This is a genomic window from Cellulomonas sp. plas2, from assembly GCF_057221735.1.
Genome location: NZ_CM170155.1, coordinates 2200587 through 2217828 on the forward strand (window position 1 = coordinate 2200587; position 17242 = coordinate 2217828).

The window sequence follows — 17242 nt, forward strand, 5'->3', positions numbered from 1 at the left end:
CCCGCCCCCCGGGGCGTCCCTACAGGTACTGCCCCGTGCTCGTCACCGTCTCGATGGTGCGCGCGCCCTCCTGGCCCTTCTTGCCCTGGACGATCGTGCGGATGAACACGATCCGCTCGCCCTTCTTGCCGGAGATGCGCGCCCAGTCGTCGGGGTTCGTCGTGTTGGGCAGGTCCTCGTTCTCCTTGAACTCGTCGACGACGGCCGCGAGCAGGTGGTCCACCCGGATGCCGCGCTGACCCGTGGCCAGGAGGTCCTTGATGGCCGTCTTCTTCGCGCGGTCGACGATGTTCTGGATCATCGCGCCGGAGTTGAAGTCCTTGAAGTACAGGACCTCCTTGTCGCCGCTGGCGTACGTGACCTCGAGGAACCGGTTCTCGTCGCTCTCGGAGTACATGCGCTCCACGACGCGGCCGATCATCCCCTCGACCGTGGCGCGCGCGTCGCCCCCGTGCTCGGCCAGGTCGTCGGCGTGGACGGGCAGGTCCGGCGTGAGGTACTTCGCGAACACCTCGCGGGCGCCCTCGGCGTCGGGCCGCTCGATCTTGATCTTCACGTCGAGGCGGCCGGGACGCAGGATCGCGGGGTCGATCATGTCCTCGCGGTTGGAGGCGCCGATCACGATGACGTTCTCGAGCCGCTCGACGCCGTCGATCTCCGCCAGGAGCTGCGGCACGATCGTCGTCTCGACGTCCGAGGAGACGCCCGTCCCGCGGGTGCGGAAGAGGGACTCCATCTCGTCGAAGAAGACGACGACGGGGTTGCCCTGCGACGCCTTCTCCCGGGCGCGGGCGAAGATGAGCCGGATGTGCCGCTCGGTCTCCCCCACGTACTTGTTGAGCAGCTCGGGGCCCTTGACGTTGAGGAAGTAGCTGCGGGTGTCGGTGACGCCCTCCTCGCCGCGCAGCCGGGCCGCCGTCTGCGCCAGCGAGTGCGCCACGGCCTTCGCGATGAGCGTCTTGCCGCAGCCGGGCGGGCCGTAGAGCAGCACGCCCTTCGGCGGCTTGAGGCCGTGCTCGCGGAACAGCTCGGGGTGCAGGAAGGGCAGCTCCACCGCGTCGCGGATGGCCTCGATCTGCGGGCCGAGGCCGCCGATGTCCTCGTACTCGATGTCCGGGACCTCCTCGAGGACGAGCTCCTCGACCTCGGCCTTGGGGATCACCTCGAACACGAACCCGGAGCGGGAGTCGACCGTCAGCGCGTCGCCGACGCGCACGCGGGCGTCGGCCACCTGGCCGGCGAACCGCACGACCCGCTCCTCGTCGCCCCGCCCGACGACGAGCGCCCGCCCGTCCCCCAGCAGCTCCTTGACGGTGACGAGCTCGCCGACCTTCTCGTACCCGCCCGCCTCGACGACGGTGAGCGCCTCGTTGAGCATGACCTCCTGGCCGGGCCGCAGGGCGCCGACCTCGAGCGTCGGGCTGGCGCCCACGTGCATCTTGCGGCCCGCCGAGACGATGTCCACGCTGCCGTCGGCGCGAGCGCCGAGGAAGGTGGCGTACGTCCCCGGGGGCTTGGCCAGGTCGTCCACCTGCCGCTTGAGCTCGACGATCTGCTCGCGCGCCGCCAGGAGCGCCTCCGTCAGGCGCTCGTTCTTCGCGGCGAGCACCGCCAGCTGGCGGGCCGTCTCGGCACCGCCCCGGTCGTCCATGCCCGTCATCGCGTCCGTCATCGCGTCGGCCTCCGTCCGTCGTGGCGCGCCGGCCCCCGCGGACTGGTCCGAGGACCCGGCCCCGCCGACCCTAGTGCGGCCCGCGGTCCGACGACGAGCCGTGCAGCCGCGTCGTCACCGGACCGACACACGGGTGCCCGGCCCGTCACACCGCCGCAACGCGGCGCGTGACCGCCACCACGCCCCGACGGCCAGGACGGGCGCAGGCGGTGCGGCTGCTCGCGACGAGGACCGGGGGGCGGACCGTCAGGCGTCGGCCGGCGGCTGCCCGACGGCGCGTCGCGCGCGCCGCACGTGCTTGTCGGACGGCAGCCGCTCGCCGAGGCCCTCGGCGGTCCACAGCTCGTCCTCCCCGCCGTCGTCGCCCGGGCGGCCGTCGGGCGCCACCGGGTAGGAGCCCTTCGCCGGGCGCCGCTTGCGCAGCGGCGCCTCGACCCCGTCGGCCAGGCGGCGGGTGGTCAGCAGGAAGCCCGTGTGCCCGACCATCCGGTGCTGCGGCCGCACGGCGAGCCCCTCGAGGTGCCAGCCCCGCACCATCGACTCCCAGGCCTCCGGCTCGGTGAACCGGCCGTCGCTGCGCAGGTCCTCGGCGGTGCGGGACAGCTGCGTGGTCGTCGCGACGTAGGCGATGAGCACGCCGCCCGGCGCGAGCACACCGGCCACCGCGTCGATGTTCTCCCACGGCGCAAGCATGTCGAGCACGACGCGGTCGACCTCCCCGCGGCCGTGCGCCGTCGGGGCCACGTCCGCGAGGTCCCCGACCGACAGCGTCCACGCCGGGTGCGGACCGCCGAAGAAGCCCTCGACGTTCCCGCGCGCGATGGCCGCGAAGTCCTCGCGGCGCTCGACGCTGTGCACGGCACCCTCGTCGCCCACGGCCCGCAGCAGGGACATGGTCAGCGCGCCGGAACCGACGCCCGCCTCGAGCACGCGCGCCCCGGGGTAGATGTCCGCCATGGCGACGACCTGCCCGGCGTCCTTGGGGTAGACCACCGCGGCCCCGCGCGGCATGGACAGCACGTGGTCGGCCAGCAGCGGCCGCAGCGCGAGGTACTCCACGCCCGACGTGTTCTGCACGACCGTGCCCTCCGGCGCGCCGACGAGCAGGTCGTGCCGCAGGTAGCCCCGGTGGGTGTGGAAGGCGCCGTCCTCGGTGAGGGTGATCGTGCTCAGCCGCCCCCGCGCGTCCGTGAGCTGGACCCGCTCCCCGAGGCGGAAGACCCCGCGGCGCAGGTGGGCGCCCGTCGGGCCGGAGGGGGCGGGGGGTGTGGTCACGACGGGCCAGTCTAGGTGCGCGCCCTCAGGTGGGCGACGACGTCGACGGCGCTGACGAGCCCGACGACGCGGCCGTCCACCACGGCCACGGCCACGTCGGAGTGCTCGCAGGCCGCCACGAGCGCCCGCATGAGGGCGGGCCCCGCGAGCCGGCCGTCGACCGCGGCGCCGGCCGGCAGCGCGGCGGTGACCGCCGACACCGGGGTGGTCGCCGCGGCGGCCGGGGGCACGGCGAGGGCGTCGGGCCGGCGGACCCGACCGACGGGCCGTCCCGCCTGGTCGAGCACGACGATCTCCCCCGCCCCCGCGGCGGCCGCCGTGCCCACCGCGTGCGCCACGCTGGCGCCGGCGGGCACCGTGACCGCCGGCCGCACGACCGCCTCGAGCCGCAGGGCGTCGCGGCGGCGCTCCCACCGGTCGGCCGCGAGCGCGTCGCGGGCGCCCTGGAACAGGTGGGCGCCGAGCAGGCAGGACCACACGGCACCGAGCAGGCTCGGCCGCTCGCCGCGCAGCAGCGGCCCGCCGAGCACCCACACGGGCACGCCGACGGCGAGCACGACGCCCGCCCACGCCGCCACGCGCGTACCCGTCGACCGGTCGTGGACCGCGCCCCACACCGCCGCCTCGACCACCCGTCCCCCGTCGAGCGGGAGCCCGGGCAGCAGGTTGAACAGGGCGACGAAGGCGTTGGCGACGCCGAGCCCCCACAGGAGCAGGTCCGCCACGCCGCCCGGTGCCACGAGCGAGGCGCCCGCGAACCCGACCCCCGCGAGCACGAGGTTCGCGGCCGGCCCGGCGACGGCCACGAGCGCGCTGGTCAGCGGCGTCGGCGACGCCCCCCCGAAGGACGTGTGCCCGCCCCACAGCGTCAGCACGAACTCGTGCGGCTGCTGCCCGCGCGACCGCGCGACGAAGCCGTGCGCCAGCTCGTGCACGAGCACGGAGGCGAACAGCAGCACCGTGAACACCAGCGCGATGCCGTAGGCACCCACCCCGAGCCCCGGGAACTGGCTCCCGACGACCGGCAGGAACACCACCGCGAGCACGAGCGCGGCCACGACCGAGCTCGGCGCGAGGACGACGGGCGCACCGGCGACGCGCCCCAGGACCCAGCCCGGGCTGCGCGTGCCCGTCCGCCCCGGGGCCGCCACGGGCCGGGCGGCGGAGGGGGGCGGGGGCGCGCTGACCGGGTCGCTCACCGGGTCAGGGTAGGTGGCGCGGGGTCCGGGCGCGGCGCGGTGCCCGGGCGTTCCCAGCCCGGTGCCAGCCGGGTGCCAGCCGGATGCCAGCCGGGTGCCAGGCGTGGCACGGGGTGTGCTGTCGGGTGTGCTGCGCGGTGTCCTGCGCGGGTGTCCTGCCGGGGCGTGTCGGTGGGGCCACCTACCCTCGACGCGTGACCATCGACGCACCCGTCCGCCCCGACCTCGACGCGGGACCCGCGCGGCGGCCGGGGCTCTCCCCCTCCCGGGCCGGTGACTTCCAGCGGTGCCCGCTGCTGTTCCGCTACCGCTCGGTGGACCGGCTGCCGGAGCCGGCCAGCCCGGCCGCGGCCCGCGGCACCCTCGTGCACGCCGTGCTCGAGGACCTGTTCGACCTGCCGGCGGCGGAGCGCACGCCGGCCGCCGCGCGGGCGATGGTGGCGGGCCGCTGGGAGCAGCTCCTGCTCGAGGACCCGCGCTGCACCGCCCTGTTCGACGACCCCGCGGCGCTGTCCGCGTGGCTGCGCTCCGCCGAGGCGCTGCTCGACACCTACTTCCGCCTCGAGGACCCGACGCGGCTGGAGCCCTCGGAGCGGGAGCTCGCCGTGCTGCACGACCTCGAGGACGGGCCCCAGCTGCGCGGCATCGTCGACCGCGTCGACGTGGCGCCGAACGGCTGGGTGCGGGTCGTGGACTACAAGACCGGCCGCTCGCCCTCGCCCGGGTTCGAGGCGTCCGCCCTGTTCCAGATGCGCTTCTACGCGCTGGTGCTGTGGCGGACCCGGGGCGTCGTGCCCAAGCTCCTGCAGCTCGAGTACCTCGGCGACGGCACGGTCGTGCGGCACGAGCCCACGGAGGCCGAGCTGCTCGTCCTCGAGCAGCGCGTGCGCGCGGTGTGGGCCGCGGTGCAGGAGGCCGCCCGCACGGGCCGGTGGGAGGCGCGGCCCTCGCGCCTGTGCGACTGGTGCTCCTTCCGGGACCGGTGCCCGTCCTTCGGCGGGACCGTCGTGCCGCCGGACCCCGACGCGGTCGAGCACGCCACGGGGGTCCGGCCGCTCGACGCGGCCCCCGCAGCCTGACGGCGGGGGGGGCAGCGCCCGTCAGGCCGCGTCGGCCCGGCGCAGCACCTCGCCCGCCGCGACGCGCGCGAGGACGGCGAGGTCGACGTCCACGAGCGAGCGCACCACGCTGAGCCCGGGCTGCTCCTGCACGGGAACGACCGCCTCCACCGCCAGGGTGCGGGCCCCGGAGGCGAGCGCGGACGCGATGCCCGACGGCGAGTCCTCGAGCGCGACGCACGCGGTGACGTCCACGCCCAGCAGGTCGGCGCCGCGCAGGTAGGGCTCGGGGTCCGGCTTGGGGTGCTCGACGTCGTCCCCGGCGACGACCACGTCGAACAGGCCGGTGGCCGCGGCGAACGGATCGGCGAGCGTGCGGAAGGACGACGTCACGAGCGCCGTGGGCACGCCCGCGGCGCGGACCGCGCGGACCAGCTCCAGCGCGCCGGGCTGCCACGGCGTGCGCGCCGCGACGGCGGCGGCCATGCGCGCGTTGAGCTCGGCGACGATCTCCTCGACCCCGAGGTCGACCCCGCGGGCCTGCAGGACGCCGGCGGAGTACCGCATCGGCCGGCCGACCAGCGCCATGCCGTCGGCGTGCGACCACGTGCCGCCGTGCGCGGTGACGAGGTCGGTCTCCGCCGCGATCCAGAACGGCTCGCTGTCGATGAGCGTCCCGTCCATGTCGAACAGGACGGCGGCGGGCAGGACGGCGGGCAGCTCGGCAGGCGTGACGGGCGTGGGGTGCACGGGGCTCCTCGGGACGGTGGGGGCGACCCTCGGAGCGGGAGGCCCGCGCGGGGCGGCCACGCCGTCGGGGCACCGTCAGCCTACCGGGGCACCCGCCGCCTAGGCTGGGCGGGTGACCGAGCACGTGCCCGCCGAGGGCGGGACCCTGTCGTCCGACGACACCGTGATGCTGGCGGCCTTCGAGGGCTGGAACGACGCGGGCAGCGCCGCGTCGCTCGCGCTGGAGCACCTCGCGGACGCGTGGGGCGCGGAGCAGGTCGACGAGCTCGACCCGGAGGAGTACCACGACTTCCAGGTGAACCGCCCCACCGTCGGCCCGGGTCCGGACGGCGAGCGCCGGCTGACGTGGCCCACGACGAAGGTGTCCGTCGCGACGCTGCCCGGCGGGCGCCAGGTCGTCCTCGTGCACGGGATCGAGCCGTCGATGCGGTGGCGCCGCTACTGCGCCGAGCTGCTCGACATCGCGACGAACCTGCACGTGGGCTCCGTGGTGACGGTCGGGGCCCTGCTGGCGGACGTGCCGCACACCCGCCCCATCCCGGTGTCGGCGACGACGGACGACCCGGACCTGCGCGACGCGCTCGGCCTCGGGGCCAACACCTACGAGGGTCCGACCGGGATCGTCGGCGTGCTGCAGCACGAGGCGCGGGCGCAGGGCCGGCGCGCGCTGTCGCTGTGGGCCGCGGTGCCGCACTACGTCGCCCACCCGCCGTCGCCGAAGGCGACGCTGGCGATCCTGCACAAGATCGAGCAGGTCATCGGGGCGACGGTGCCCCTGGGCGAGCTGGTCGAGGACGCGGTCGCGTGGCAGCACGGGGTCGACGAGCTCGCGGGCGAGGACAGCGAGATCGGCGACTACGTGCGCCAGCTCGAGGAGGCCAAGGACACCGCGGAGCTGCCCGAGGCGTCCGGCGAGGCGATCGCGCAGGAGTTCGAGCGCTACCTGCGCCGGCGGGACCGCGGCACCAACGGCTGACGCGGGGCGGCGACGGCTCCCGCTACGCGCCCGAGCCGGGGGCCGTCAGAGGCGGACGCCGAGCAGGGCGTCGATCGTGCGCGCCACGAGCCCGGGCGCGCCCTCGTCCCAGCCGGTGCCGCCGGTGCCGCCGGTCCCGTCGGTCGCGCTACCGGCCGACGTGCGCTCCGCCCACGCGTCGACGGCCGCGAGCGCCGTCGGGGTGTCGAGGTCGTCGGCGACCGCCGCCCGCACCGCGGCGAGCGTGCCCGACGCCTCCGCGCCGCCGTTCCCGCCGAGCGCGTCGCGCCAGCGCGCGAGCCGCTCCTGCGCCGTCGCGAGCACCTCGTCGGTCCACTCCCAGTCGTCCCGGTACCGGTGGGCGAGGATCGCCAGCCGGACGGCCATGGGGTCGACGCCCCGCGCGCGCAGGACGGAGACGAGGACGAGGTTGCCCTTGGACTTGCTCATCTTCTCGCCGTGCAGCCCCACCATGCCCGTGTGCAGGTGCGTGCGCGCCGAGGCGCCGTCGTCGAGCACCCGGGCGTGGGACGAGCTCATCTCGTGGTGCGGGAAGACGAGGTCGCTGCCGCCGCCCTGCACGTCGAACGGCAGGCCCAGCCCGTCCCGGGCGATGACGGCGCACTCGATGTGCCACCCGGGCCGGCCGCGACCCAGCACCCCGCCGTCCCACGCCGGCTCCCCGGCGCGCTCCCGCCGCCACAGCAGCGGGTCGAGCGGGGACCGCTTGCCCGGCCGGTCCGGGTCGCCCCCGCGCTCGGCGAACACCGCGCGCATGCCCGCCGCGTCCAGCCCGGCGGGGGTGCCGGGCCCGGCCAGCGCGCCGAATGCGGGGTCGACGGCGAGGTCGGCGTACACGTCGCCGCGCGCCGGGTCGTCGTCGAGGGCGTCCGGCGACGGCACGCGGTACGCGGCCCCGGCGGCGAGCAGCGCCTCCACGGCAACGACGACCGCGGGCACGGACTCCACCGCGCCGGTCCACACGTCCGGCGGCACGACGCCGAGCGCGGCCATGTCCTGCCCGTACAGCGCCACCTGCTCGGCGGCCAGCTCGCGCCAGTCGCGCCCGGTGGCGGCGGCGCGCTCCAGCAGCGGGTCGTCCACGTCGGTCACGTTGGAGGCGTACCGCACGGCCAGGCCGGCGTCCCGCCAGGCGCGGACGAGCACGTCGAAGGCGACGTAGGTGGCCGCGTGGCCGAGGTGCGTCGCGTCGTAGGGCGTGATCCCGCAGACGTAGAGGGACGCCGTCGGGCCGTCGGCCGGCACTACCGTCCCCGTCGCGGAGTCGCGCAGCCGCACGGGGTCCCCCCGGCCCGGGAGCGCAGGGATCTGCGGGGCCGGCCAGGTGAGCACCGGTCGAGCCTACCGGCGTCCCACGAGCACCTCGTCGCCCTCCACCCGGACCGGGTACGTCCCGAGCCGCACGCCGGGGTCGTCGAGGCACTCCCCCGTGCGCAGGTCGAAGACCTGCTTGTACAGCGGCCCCGCCACGGTCGCCCGGCCGCCCCGCGTCCCGACCAGCCCGCGCGCCACCACGTTGGCGCCCGAGACGGGGTCCCGGTGGTCGACGGCCAGCACCTCGTCGTCGACGAGGCGGAACAGGGCCACCTGGTGCCCGTCGACGAGCGCCGCCGCGCCGCGCTCGGGCACGAGGTCCGCCAGCCGGCACACCCGGACCCAGGTGACGTCGGCGGTGGAGGCCGCCGCGTCCTCGGGCGCGGACGACCCGGCGGGAGGCGCGGGGGCGGGCAGGGTCGTCGTCATCGCGTCATCACCTCGAGGGTCGGGCCGGCGACGAGCACCGCGCCGCCGGCGGCGCGCTCGGCCGGGGTCGCGGGGCGGCGCTGGCCCCGCTCCGGGACGTAGGCCAGGTCGGGGTCGGCGGCGTCTGGGGCGTTGACGAACGACGCGAACCGCCGCAGCCGCTCGGGGTCGGCGAGCGTGGCCGCCCACTCGTCCGTGTAGCCCTCGACGTGCCGCGCCATCTGCGCGTCGAGCTCGGCCGCGATGCCCAGGGAGTCCTCGAGGACGACCGCGCGGACGTGCGCGAGCCCGCCCTCGACCTCCTCGAGCCACGGGGCCGTGCGCTGCAGCCGGTCGGCCGTGCGGACGTAGTACAGGAGGAACCGGTCGATGGTGCGCACGAGCGCCTCGTCGTCCAGGTCCTCCGCGAGGAGCTGCGCGTGGCGCGGGGTGAAGCCGCCGTTGCCGCCGACGTAGACGTTCCACCCCTTGTCGGTGGCGATGACGCCGACGTCCTTGCCGCGGGCCTCGGCGCACTCGCGGGCGCAGCCCGACACCCCGAGCTTGAGCTTGTGCGGGCTGCGCAGGCCCCGGTACCGCAGCTCGAGCAGCACGGCCATGGCCACGGAGTCCTGGACGCCGAACCGGCACCACGTCGAGCCCACGCACGACTTCACGGTCCGCAGGGACTTGCCGTAGGCGTGGCCGGACTCGAACCCCGCGGCGACGAGCCGCTCCCAGATCGCCGGCAGCTGCTCGATCCGCGCGCCGAACAGGTCGATGCGCTGGCCGCCGGTGATCTTCGTGTAGAGCCCGAAGTCCTCCGCCACCTGCCCGATCGCGACGAGCCCGGCGGGCGTCACCTCCCCGCCGGGGATGCGCGGCACGACGGAGTACGTGCCGTCCTTCTGCATGTTGGCCATGACGTGATCGTTCGTGTCCTGCAGCGCGGCGGCCTCGCCGTCGAGCACGTGGCCGCCGACGAGGGACGCGAGGAGGGAGGCCACCACGGGCCGGCAGATGTCGCAGCCGCGCCCGGACCCGTACCGCTCGACGAGCTCGGTGAACGTCGTGATGCCCGTGACGCGCACGATGTCGAACAGCTGCGCCCGGCTCTGCGCGAAGTGCTCGCACAGCCCGCGCGACACGGCCACGCCGGCGGCCTCGAGCTCGGTCGTGACCAGCCGCTTGACCAGCGGCAGGCAGGACCCGCAGCTCGTGCCGGCGCGCGTGCACGCCTTCACGGCGCCCACGTCGGTGCACCCGTCGCAGCGGACGGCGTCGCGGACGCGGCCGGCGGTGACGTTGTTGCAGGAGCAGACCGTCGCCTCGTCGGGCAGGGCGGTCCGCGCCGCGGCGCCGCCCTCCGCGCCCTCGGGCAGCAGCCAGGCCGCCGGGTCCCCGCCCAGCTCGGTCCCGAGCAGCGGCCGCAGCCCGGCGTAGGCGGACGCGTCGCCGACGAGGACGCCGCCGAGCAGGGTGCGCGCGTCGTCGGAGAGCACGAGCTTCTTGTAGACGCCGGCCACCGGGTCGGCGTAGACGACCGCCAGCGCACCCGGGGCAGCGCCCATCGCGTCGCCGAAGCTCGCGACGTCGACCCCGAGCAGCTTGAGCTTCGTCGACAGGTCGGCTCCCGGGAACGAGGCCCCGCCGCCGAGCAGCCGGTCGACGACCACCTCGGCCATCGAGTACCCGGGGGCGACGAGCCCCAGGCACCGGCCCTCCAGGCACGCCACCTCCCCGACGGCCCACACGGCAGGGTCGTCGGTCCGGCACGCGTCGTCCACCACGACCCCGCCGCGCGGCCCGACGGGCAGGCCCGCCGCCCGCGCCAGCTCGTCGCGCGGGCGCACACCGGCGGCCACGACGACGACGTCGACGTCGAGGACGTCGCCCCGGTCCTCGCCCGGCCGGGGCGCGAACTCCATCGCCCCGACGTGTGCGGCGCGGGTCGCCGCGTCGGGGGCGTCCGCGGCCACCGGGTGCAGCCGCGCGGTGGCCGTGCCCGTGTGCACGGTGACCCCGAGACGCTCGACGAGGCGGCGCAACGCCTCGCCGCCGCCCTCGTCGACCTGCAGGGGCATGAGCCGGGGGGCGAACTCGACGACGTGGCTCGTCGCGCCGAGGGCCGCGAGCGCCCCGGCGGCCTCGAGCCCGAGGAGCCCGCCGCCGACGACCGCGCCGACGACCGGCCGGCCCTCCGCCGCGCGCCGCGCGGCCAGGTCCGTCACGTAGGCCCGCAGCGCCTCGACGTCGTCGAGCGTGCGGTAGACGAACACGCCGGGCAGGTCCGTGCCGGGCACCGGCGGCACGAACGCCGACGAGCCCGTCGCCAGGACGAGGGCGTCGTAGGCGAACGCCGCCCCCGTGGAGGTGACGACCGTCCGCGCCGCCCGGTCGATCCCCGTCGCCGCCTCGCCGAGCCGCAGGTCGACACGGCGGTCGGCCCACAGCGCACGGTCCCCGAGCACGAGCTCGTCGGGGGTCCGGCCCGCGAAGAAGGACGTGAGCGCCACGCGGTCGTACGGGACCCGGGTCTCCTCGGCCAGGACGGTCACGCGCCAGCCGGGTCCGGCGGCGCCGGGCGTGCCGGTCCCGGCCGACCCCTCGTCGAGCCGGGCCAGCAGGGCCTCGACGAGCCGCTGGGCGACCATGCCGCCCCCGACCACGACGAGGTGCCGGGCGGCTGTGCTGTCGGCGCCCATCAGGCGCCGATCGCACGGGCGGCGGCGCCCCTGCGCAGGTAGAAGGCCCACGTGACGACGAGCATGACGACGAAGACGCCGACGTAGAGCTGCAGCGCCGGCATGATCGAGCCGGTGCTCGCCTTCGCCCAGGCGTAGCAGATGGGGACGAGGAACCCGCCGAACGCGCCGACCGAGGAGATGATGCCCAGCGCGCCGGCGGCCTCCCGCTTCGTGGCGACGAGCTCGTCGGGACCCGCGCCGCGGGCCAGGGCCTGGGAGCGGAAGATCGCCGGGATCATGCGGTACGTCGAGCCGTTGCCGATGCCTGTGGCGACGAACAGCAGCATGAACGCCGCGAAGAAGACGGGCAGCCGCGCGGTCTGGACGCCCACGATGGCCAGCACGCCGCCCACCGTCATGAGGCCGAAGCTCAGCGCCGTGATGAGCGCGCCGCCGTACCGGTCCGACAGCTTGCCGCCGATCGGCCGTGCGACCGAGCCGATGCCCGCCCCGAGGAAGCCCCAGGCCAGCGCGATGTCGGCGCGGTCGAAGGCGCTCTTCAGCAGCGACGGGAACGCGGAGGAGTAGCCGATGAAGGAGCCGAAGGTGCCGATGTAGAGGAAGGACAGCACCCAGGTGTGCAGGCGGCGCGTGGAGTCCACGACGGGGCGCCAGTCCGCCTTGGCCTCGGTGAGGTTGTCCATGAAGAGGAACGCGAGCACCGCGGCGGCCACGGCCAGCGGCACGTACATGAGCCCGGCCCGTGCCAGCACCAGCCCGCCGCCGGCGACCACCACCAGGGGCACGACCTTCTGCACGACGGCGACGCCGATGTTGCCGCCCGCCGCGTTGAGCCCGAGCGCGAAGCCCTTCTCCCGCTCGGGGTAGAAGAACGAGATGTTCGCCATGGACGAGGCGAAGTTCCCGCCGCCGAGGCCCGCCGTCGCCGCGACGGCCAGCAGCAGCCCGAAGGGGATGCCGGGGTTCGACACCGCCCAGGCCAGGCCCAGGCACGGGATGACGAGCAGCAGCGCGGACACGACGGTCCAGTTGCGCCCGCCGAAGACCGGCACTGCGAAGGTGTACGGGATGCGCAGCAGCGCGCCCACGCCGGACGGCACGGCCACGAGCCACAGCGCCTGGCTCGTGGTCAGGTCCCAGCCGGGCGCCGCGGACAGGCCCGTCGTCGCGTCGGCGGTCATCTGGACGACGACGATGCTCCACAGCAGCCAGACGGAGAAGCCGATGTGCTCGGCCAGGACGGACCAGACGAGGTTGCGGCGGGCGACGGCGCGACCGGTCCGCTCCCAGAACCCCTGGTCCTCGGGGTCCCAGTGGTCGATCCAGCGGCCGCGCCGGCGGCCGGACGGGGAGGGCGGTGCGGGTGTCGCCTCGAGCGTGGGGACGGCCATGTCGGCTCCTCGGGAGCGTGCGGGGGGCAGCGGGGCGTGCGTGGCCGGCGGTGCCGGCGGTGCCTCCGCACCGTCAGGCGGTGCGGGCGGTGGTGCCCTGTGACGTCCCCGACGCTACGAGCGCGGTGTTACACCGCGAGGTGCGCGTCGTTTCTTCGTCGGAACGGTTGTCTCTCACCCGGCCCGGGGCCGGTGTGAGCGCGGCCGGGTCAGGCGGCCGAGGCGCCCGACAGCGGCTCCAGCACGCCGACCAGCAGCAGGACGACGACGAGCGCCGCCAGGCCCAGCCGGTACCAGACGAACGGCCAGTAGCTGCGGGTGGAGACGAGCTTGAGGAAGCCGATGATGACCACGTAGCCGACGACGAACGAGATGACCGTGGCGACGAGGGTCGGCAGCGCGCCGGGCGTCCCCGCCGTCCCCAGGTCGCCCGCGCTCTTGACGAGCTGGAACAGCCCCGAGCCGAACACGGCCGGCAGCGCGAGCAGGAAGGAGTACCGGGCCGCGGCCTCGCGGGTGTAGCCCATGAGCAGCCCGAAGGTGATGGTGCCGCCCGAGCGGGAGACGCCGGGCACGAGCGCCAGCGCCTGCGCCAGGCCGAAGTACAGCGCGTGCTTCGGCGTCAGCTCCTCGAGCGTGCGCCGCTTGGCGCCGACGCGGTCGGCCCAGCCGAGCACGAGCGCGAAGACCGCCAGCGTCCCCGCGATGAGCCAGAGGTTGCGGAACGGCTCCTCGATCTGCTCCTGGAAGGCGAGCCCGAGCACGACGATGGGCACCGAGCCGAGGATGACGAACCAGCCCATGAGCGCGTCGTGGTCCTGCGCCCGTCCCCGGGGAGCCCCGAGCCGGGACCGCAGGTCCGTGCCCAGCCGACCGGTCAGCGCCCGCCACCACGCCGCGACGATGCGGGCGATGTCCTTGCGGAAGTAGAGGAGCACGGCGAGCTCGGTGCCGAGCTGGATGATCGCCGTGAAGGCCGCCCCCGGGTCGGAGCCCATGAGCTCCCCGACGATCCGCAGGTGCGCGCTGGAGGAGATGGGCAGGAACTCGGTCAGCCCCTGGACCAGACCCAGGACCGCCGCCTCGATGACTCCCATGCCGTTCTCCACGAGCGCCGACCCTAACCGCCCCCGCCGCGGCGCCCCCGGTCCCCGTGACGAGGGCTGCCTCACACCACCTGGCCCCACGGGCGGTTGCGTAGGGTGACCGGCCATGGAGCAGCGCCACCTCGGTCGGACCGGGCTGCAGGTGTCCCGGCTCGGCCTCGGGACGATGACCTGGAGCCGCGACACCGACCCGCACGACGCCGGGGAGCAGCTGCGCACCTTCCTCGACGCGGGCGGGACCCTCGTCGACACCGCGGCCTCCTACGCGGACGGCGGTGCCGAGGAGCTGCTGGGCGAGCTGCTGCGCGGCGCCGTGGCGCGCGAGGACGTCGTGCTGTGCACGAAGGCGGGCGTCCGGTCGACCGCGGGCGGCGGGGTGGTCGACGCCTCGCGCGGGGCCATGCTCGCGTCGCTGGACGCGTCGCTGCGCCGGCTGGGCACCGACCACGTCGACCTCTGGCTGGTGCAGGGGCCGGACGCGCGCACGCCGCTGGAGGAGACGGTGGCGACCCTGCGGCTGGCCGTGAGCACCGGCCGGGCCCGGTACGTCGGCCTCGCCAATCATCCCGGGTGGCAGGTCGCGCGGGCCGCGGGCCTGCTCGACGACGGCACGGGCCTGGCCGCGGTGCAGGCGGAGTACAACCTCCTGCAGCGCGGCGTCGAGCGGGAGGTGCTGCCCGCGGCGCAGGCGCTGGGCGCGGGGCTGCTGGCCTGGTCGGCGCTCGGCCGCGGGGTGCTGACCGGCAAGTACCGCCGCACCGTGCCGCCGGACTCCCGCGCCGCCTCCACCCACCTGGCGGGGTTCGTCGAGCCCTACCTCACGCGTGCCGCCGCGACCGTGGTCGAGGCGTGCGCGACCGCGGCGGCCGGGCTCGAGGTGTCCCCGCTGGACGTCGCGCTGGCGTGGGTGCGGGACCGGCCGGGCGTCGCCGCGGCGCTCGTCGGGCCGCGCACCACCGGGCAGCTCCGCGCGTGCCTGGCGGCCGACGACGTCGTGCTCCCGCCGCAGATCCGCGCCGCCCTCGACGAGGTGACGGCACCGGTCGTCGGCTACCCGGAGCGGTTCGGCCCCACCGCCGGGCCCTGAGCCCGACGCTGAGCCCGGCCGTGAGCCCGGCCGTGAGCCTGGCCGTGAGCCCGGCCGTGAGCCCGGTCCCGCGCGCGGGCGGCGCCCGGGGTCAGCGCGCCGGCGCGGGGGCGTCCTCGTCGAGGTCGTCGTCCTCGAGGTCGTCCTCGTCGTCGAGGTCGTCGCCCTCCTCGTCGTCCTCGGCGAGGTAGAACGGCGTCGCCTCCCCGTGGACGGTGCCGAGCGCGTCGTCGTAGACCTCGAACGCGTCCGCCAGCACGTCGTACGCGTCGTCGACGGCCGGGTCGTCCTCCCCCTGGCGCTGGGCGACGGCCGCGTAGTGCGCCTCGAGGGCGGCGATGAGGCGGTCCAGGGCGGCGCGCGGGTCGACGGTCATGCCCTGACCGTAGCGCCGGGGGCACGTGGTCGGCACCTGCGGGAACGGTCCTCGGGACCGACGTCGGCACGGGGTCCGCGGGACGCCGGCGGGAACAGCCCGGCCAGCGGTGGCGTTCGGTCACCGGACGACGGCAGGATCTGCCGGGACGCGGAGGGACGGAGGGCGCGCATGCGCGGACGGCACGACGACGGCACGGACGGGGTCGTCCCCGGGCGCCCGTTCCTGGGCACCGGGTCGAGCACCGGATCAGGCACCGGGTCGGGGACGGGCGCTGGGACGGCGGGGGGCGCGCGGGTGCGCAGCACGTGGGCGGACCAGGGCGCGGCCTACGAGTACCGCGTGCTGACCCTTCCTGGCAGCACGAGCCGCTCCGACGCCACGCGGCTGCTGTCCGAGCAGGCCGAGTACGGCCGCTGGGAGCTGGCACGCACCCGCCTCTTCGCGGGCGGGCTGCGCAAGGTGTGGTTGCGCCGCCGCATCATCCGCGTGCGCAGCACGCTCGGGGAGCACTAGGGGGACGCCGCCGCCTGCGGCGGGTCAGCAGGTCCGCAGCAGCCGGTCCAGCACGCGCGTGCCGAAGACGAGCGAGTCGACGGGGACGCGCTCGTCGACGCCGTGGAACATGCCCGGGAAGTCCAGCTCCGGCGGCAGCAGCAGCGGCACGAACCCGTAGCCGGCGATGCCGAGGCGGGACAGGGCCTTGTTGTCGGTGCCGGCCGACAGCGTGTACGGCAGCACGGCGGCGTCCGGGTCCTCGGCCAGCAGCGCGTCGACCATGGCGTCCATGAGGTCGCCCGACACCGGCGCCTCGAGGGCGACGTCGCGGTTGATCTCCTCGACCTGCACGTGGTCGCCGGCGAGGTCCTTCATGGTCCGGTCGAAGTCGTCCTCGAGCCCGGGCAGGAACCGGGCGTCGACGGTGGCCTCCGCGGTGCGCGGGATGACGTTCGCCTTGTACCCGGCGCCGAGCTGCGTGGGGTTGGTCGTGTGCCGCAGCGTGGCGCCGACGAAGCGCGCGGCCGGCCCGAGCGCCGCGACGAGCGCGTCGATCGTCGTCGGGTCCTCGGGGTCGAACGGCAGGCCGGTGAGGTCGGCCACCCCCTCGAGCAGGGTGCGGACCGTGGGCGTGAGGTGCAGCGGCCACGCGTACCGGCCGATGCGGGCCACCGCCTCGGCCAGGTGCGTCACGGCGTTGTCCGGCGCGACCTGGCTGCCGTGCCCCGCGCGCCCCTCGGCGAGCAGCCGCAGCCACGCGATGCCCTTCTCGGCGGTCTGCACGAGGTACAGGCGCCGCCCCTGCACGTCGACGGAGTAGCCGCCGACCTCGCTGACCGCCTCGGTCGCCCCCTCGAACAGCTCCGGCCGGTGCTCGACCGTCCAGCGCGAGCCCCAGACGCCGCCGGCCTCCTCGTCGGCGAACATGGCGACGACGACGTCGCGCGCGGGCCGGCGGCCCTCGCGGGCCATCTGCCGCACGACGGACAGGATCATCGCGTCCATGTCCTTCATGTCGACGGCGCCGCGGCCCCAGACCATGCCGTCGGCGACCTCCGCCGCGAAGGGGTCGACGGTCCACTCCTCGGCGCGCGCCGGCACGACGTCGGTGTGCCCGTGCAGGACGAGGGCGGGCCGCGACGGGTCCTCCCCCGCGATGCGGGCGACGACGCTCGTGCGGCCGGGCGCGGACTCGAAGACCTCAGGCGTGATGCCGACCTCGTCGAGCAGGCCTGCGACGTGCTCGGCCGCCGCCCGCTCACCGGGCCCGGACCCGTCGCCGTAGTTCGACGTGTCGAACCGGATGAGGTCCCGGCAGATGCCGAGGACCTCGTCGGCGGCGGTGGGGTGCGGTGCGGCCATGGGGCCCACCCTATGCAGACACCTGCGCGGACACCCTGTCC

Annotated in this window: 15 protein-coding genes; 4 read left to right on the forward strand and 11 right to left on the reverse strand. The window is 75.9% G+C overall.

The window, feature by feature from the left end; genetic code table 11:
- Positions 1-19: 19 nt before the first annotated feature.
- From arc to AC2TDM_RS09900, 3 genes are all read right to left on the reverse strand, one after another.
- Entirely contained in the window at positions 20-1672 is a 1653-nt protein-coding gene (gene arc, locus AC2TDM_RS09890; protein WP_239078789.1) for a proteasome ATPase, read from the reverse strand.
- Positions 1673-1918: 246 nt separating this feature from the next.
- Positions 1919-2947, reverse strand: a complete 1029-nt coding sequence (locus AC2TDM_RS09895; RefSeq protein ID WP_484634511.1) for a tRNA (adenine-N1)-methyltransferase — start codon at positions 2945-2947, stop codon at positions 1919-1921.
- Positions 2948-2958: 11 nt separating this feature from the next.
- Positions 2959-4146, reverse strand: a complete 1188-nt coding sequence (locus tag AC2TDM_RS09900) for a site-2 protease family protein (RefSeq protein WP_484634512.1) — start codon at positions 4144-4146, stop codon at positions 2959-2961.
- Between the two features lie 194 nt (positions 4147-4340).
- On the opposite strand from AC2TDM_RS09900, the gene AC2TDM_RS09905 reads away from it, so the two are divergent.
- On the forward strand, positions 4341-5225 hold the full coding sequence (locus tag AC2TDM_RS09905) for a RecB family exonuclease (RefSeq protein ID WP_239078787.1): 885 nt from the start codon (positions 4341-4343) through the stop codon (positions 5223-5225).
- Positions 5226-5246: 21 nt separating this feature from the next.
- On the opposite strand, the gene AC2TDM_RS09910 is transcribed toward AC2TDM_RS09905, so the two are convergent.
- On the reverse strand, positions 5247-5954 hold the full coding sequence (locus AC2TDM_RS09910) for an HAD family hydrolase (protein ID WP_275407338.1): 708 nt from the start codon (positions 5952-5954) through the stop codon (positions 5247-5249).
- A gap of 166 nt (positions 5955-6120) precedes the next feature.
- Here AC2TDM_RS09910 and AC2TDM_RS09915 point away from each other — a divergent pair, with 166 nt between their 5' ends.
- Complete coding sequence (locus tag AC2TDM_RS09915) at positions 6121-6930, forward strand: PAC2 family protein (protein WP_484636434.1); 810 nt, start codon at positions 6121-6123, stop codon at positions 6928-6930.
- Between the two features lie 45 nt (positions 6931-6975).
- Here AC2TDM_RS09915 and mshC read toward each other — a convergent pair whose 3' ends face one another.
- The 5 genes from mshC to AC2TDM_RS09940 form a co-directional block, all read right to left on the reverse strand.
- Positions 6976-8283 carry a cysteine--1-D-myo-inosityl 2-amino-2-deoxy-alpha-D-glucopyranoside ligase gene (gene mshC / locus AC2TDM_RS09920; protein ID WP_484634513.1) on the reverse strand — a complete coding sequence of 436 codons (1308 nt, stop codon included), beginning with the start codon at positions 8281-8283 and terminating at the stop codon, positions 6976-6978.
- Between the two features lie 9 nt (positions 8284-8292).
- Positions 8293-8694: a nitrite reductase small subunit NirD gene (nirD, locus tag AC2TDM_RS09925; RefSeq protein ID WP_484634514.1), complete on the reverse strand. Its 402-nt coding sequence runs from the start codon at positions 8692-8694 to the stop codon at positions 8293-8295.
- Entirely contained in the window at positions 8691-11378 is a 2688-nt protein-coding gene (gene nirB, locus AC2TDM_RS09930; RefSeq protein ID WP_484634515.1) for a nitrite reductase large subunit NirB, read from the reverse strand. Before nirB ends, nirD begins: the two co-directional genes overlap by 4 nt.
- The gene (locus AC2TDM_RS09935; RefSeq protein WP_484634516.1) at positions 11378-12772 is read right to left on the reverse strand and encodes an MFS transporter; all 1395 of its coding nucleotides are present in this window, start codon (positions 12770-12772) and stop codon (positions 11378-11380) included. Before AC2TDM_RS09935 ends, nirB begins: the two co-directional genes overlap by 1 nt.
- Before the next feature lie 209 nt (positions 12773-12981).
- Positions 12982-13869 carry an undecaprenyl-diphosphate phosphatase gene (locus tag AC2TDM_RS09940; RefSeq protein ID WP_484634517.1) on the reverse strand — a complete coding sequence of 296 codons (888 nt, stop codon included), beginning with the start codon at positions 13867-13869 and terminating at the stop codon, positions 12982-12984.
- A gap of 115 nt (positions 13870-13984) precedes the next feature.
- Between AC2TDM_RS09940 and AC2TDM_RS09945 the strand changes: the two genes are divergently transcribed.
- Positions 13985-14965 (forward strand): aldo/keto reductase, encoded by a 981-nt coding sequence (locus AC2TDM_RS09945; protein ID WP_484634518.1) that lies wholly within the window; start codon positions 13985-13987, stop codon positions 14963-14965.
- A 91-nt stretch (positions 14966-15056) separates the two neighbouring features.
- Here the strand turns inward: AC2TDM_RS09945 and AC2TDM_RS09950 are convergent, their stop codons facing one another.
- A complete protein-coding gene (locus AC2TDM_RS09950; RefSeq protein ID WP_090033830.1) occupies positions 15057-15341 on the reverse strand; it encodes a primosomal protein in 285 nt (94 codons plus the stop codon).
- Positions 15342-15512: 171 nt separating this feature from the next.
- Here AC2TDM_RS09950 and AC2TDM_RS09955 point away from each other — a divergent pair, with 171 nt between their 5' ends.
- Positions 15513-15857 carry a DUF5703 family protein gene (locus AC2TDM_RS09955; RefSeq protein WP_308439506.1) on the forward strand — a complete coding sequence of 115 codons (345 nt, stop codon included), beginning with the start codon at positions 15513-15515 and terminating at the stop codon, positions 15855-15857.
- Between the two features lie 24 nt (positions 15858-15881).
- Here the strand turns inward: AC2TDM_RS09955 and AC2TDM_RS09960 are convergent, their stop codons facing one another.
- Positions 15882-17201 carry a M20/M25/M40 family metallo-hydrolase gene (locus AC2TDM_RS09960; RefSeq protein WP_484634519.1) on the reverse strand — a complete coding sequence of 440 codons (1320 nt, stop codon included), beginning with the start codon at positions 17199-17201 and terminating at the stop codon, positions 15882-15884.
- Positions 17202-17242 lie beyond the last annotated feature (41 nt).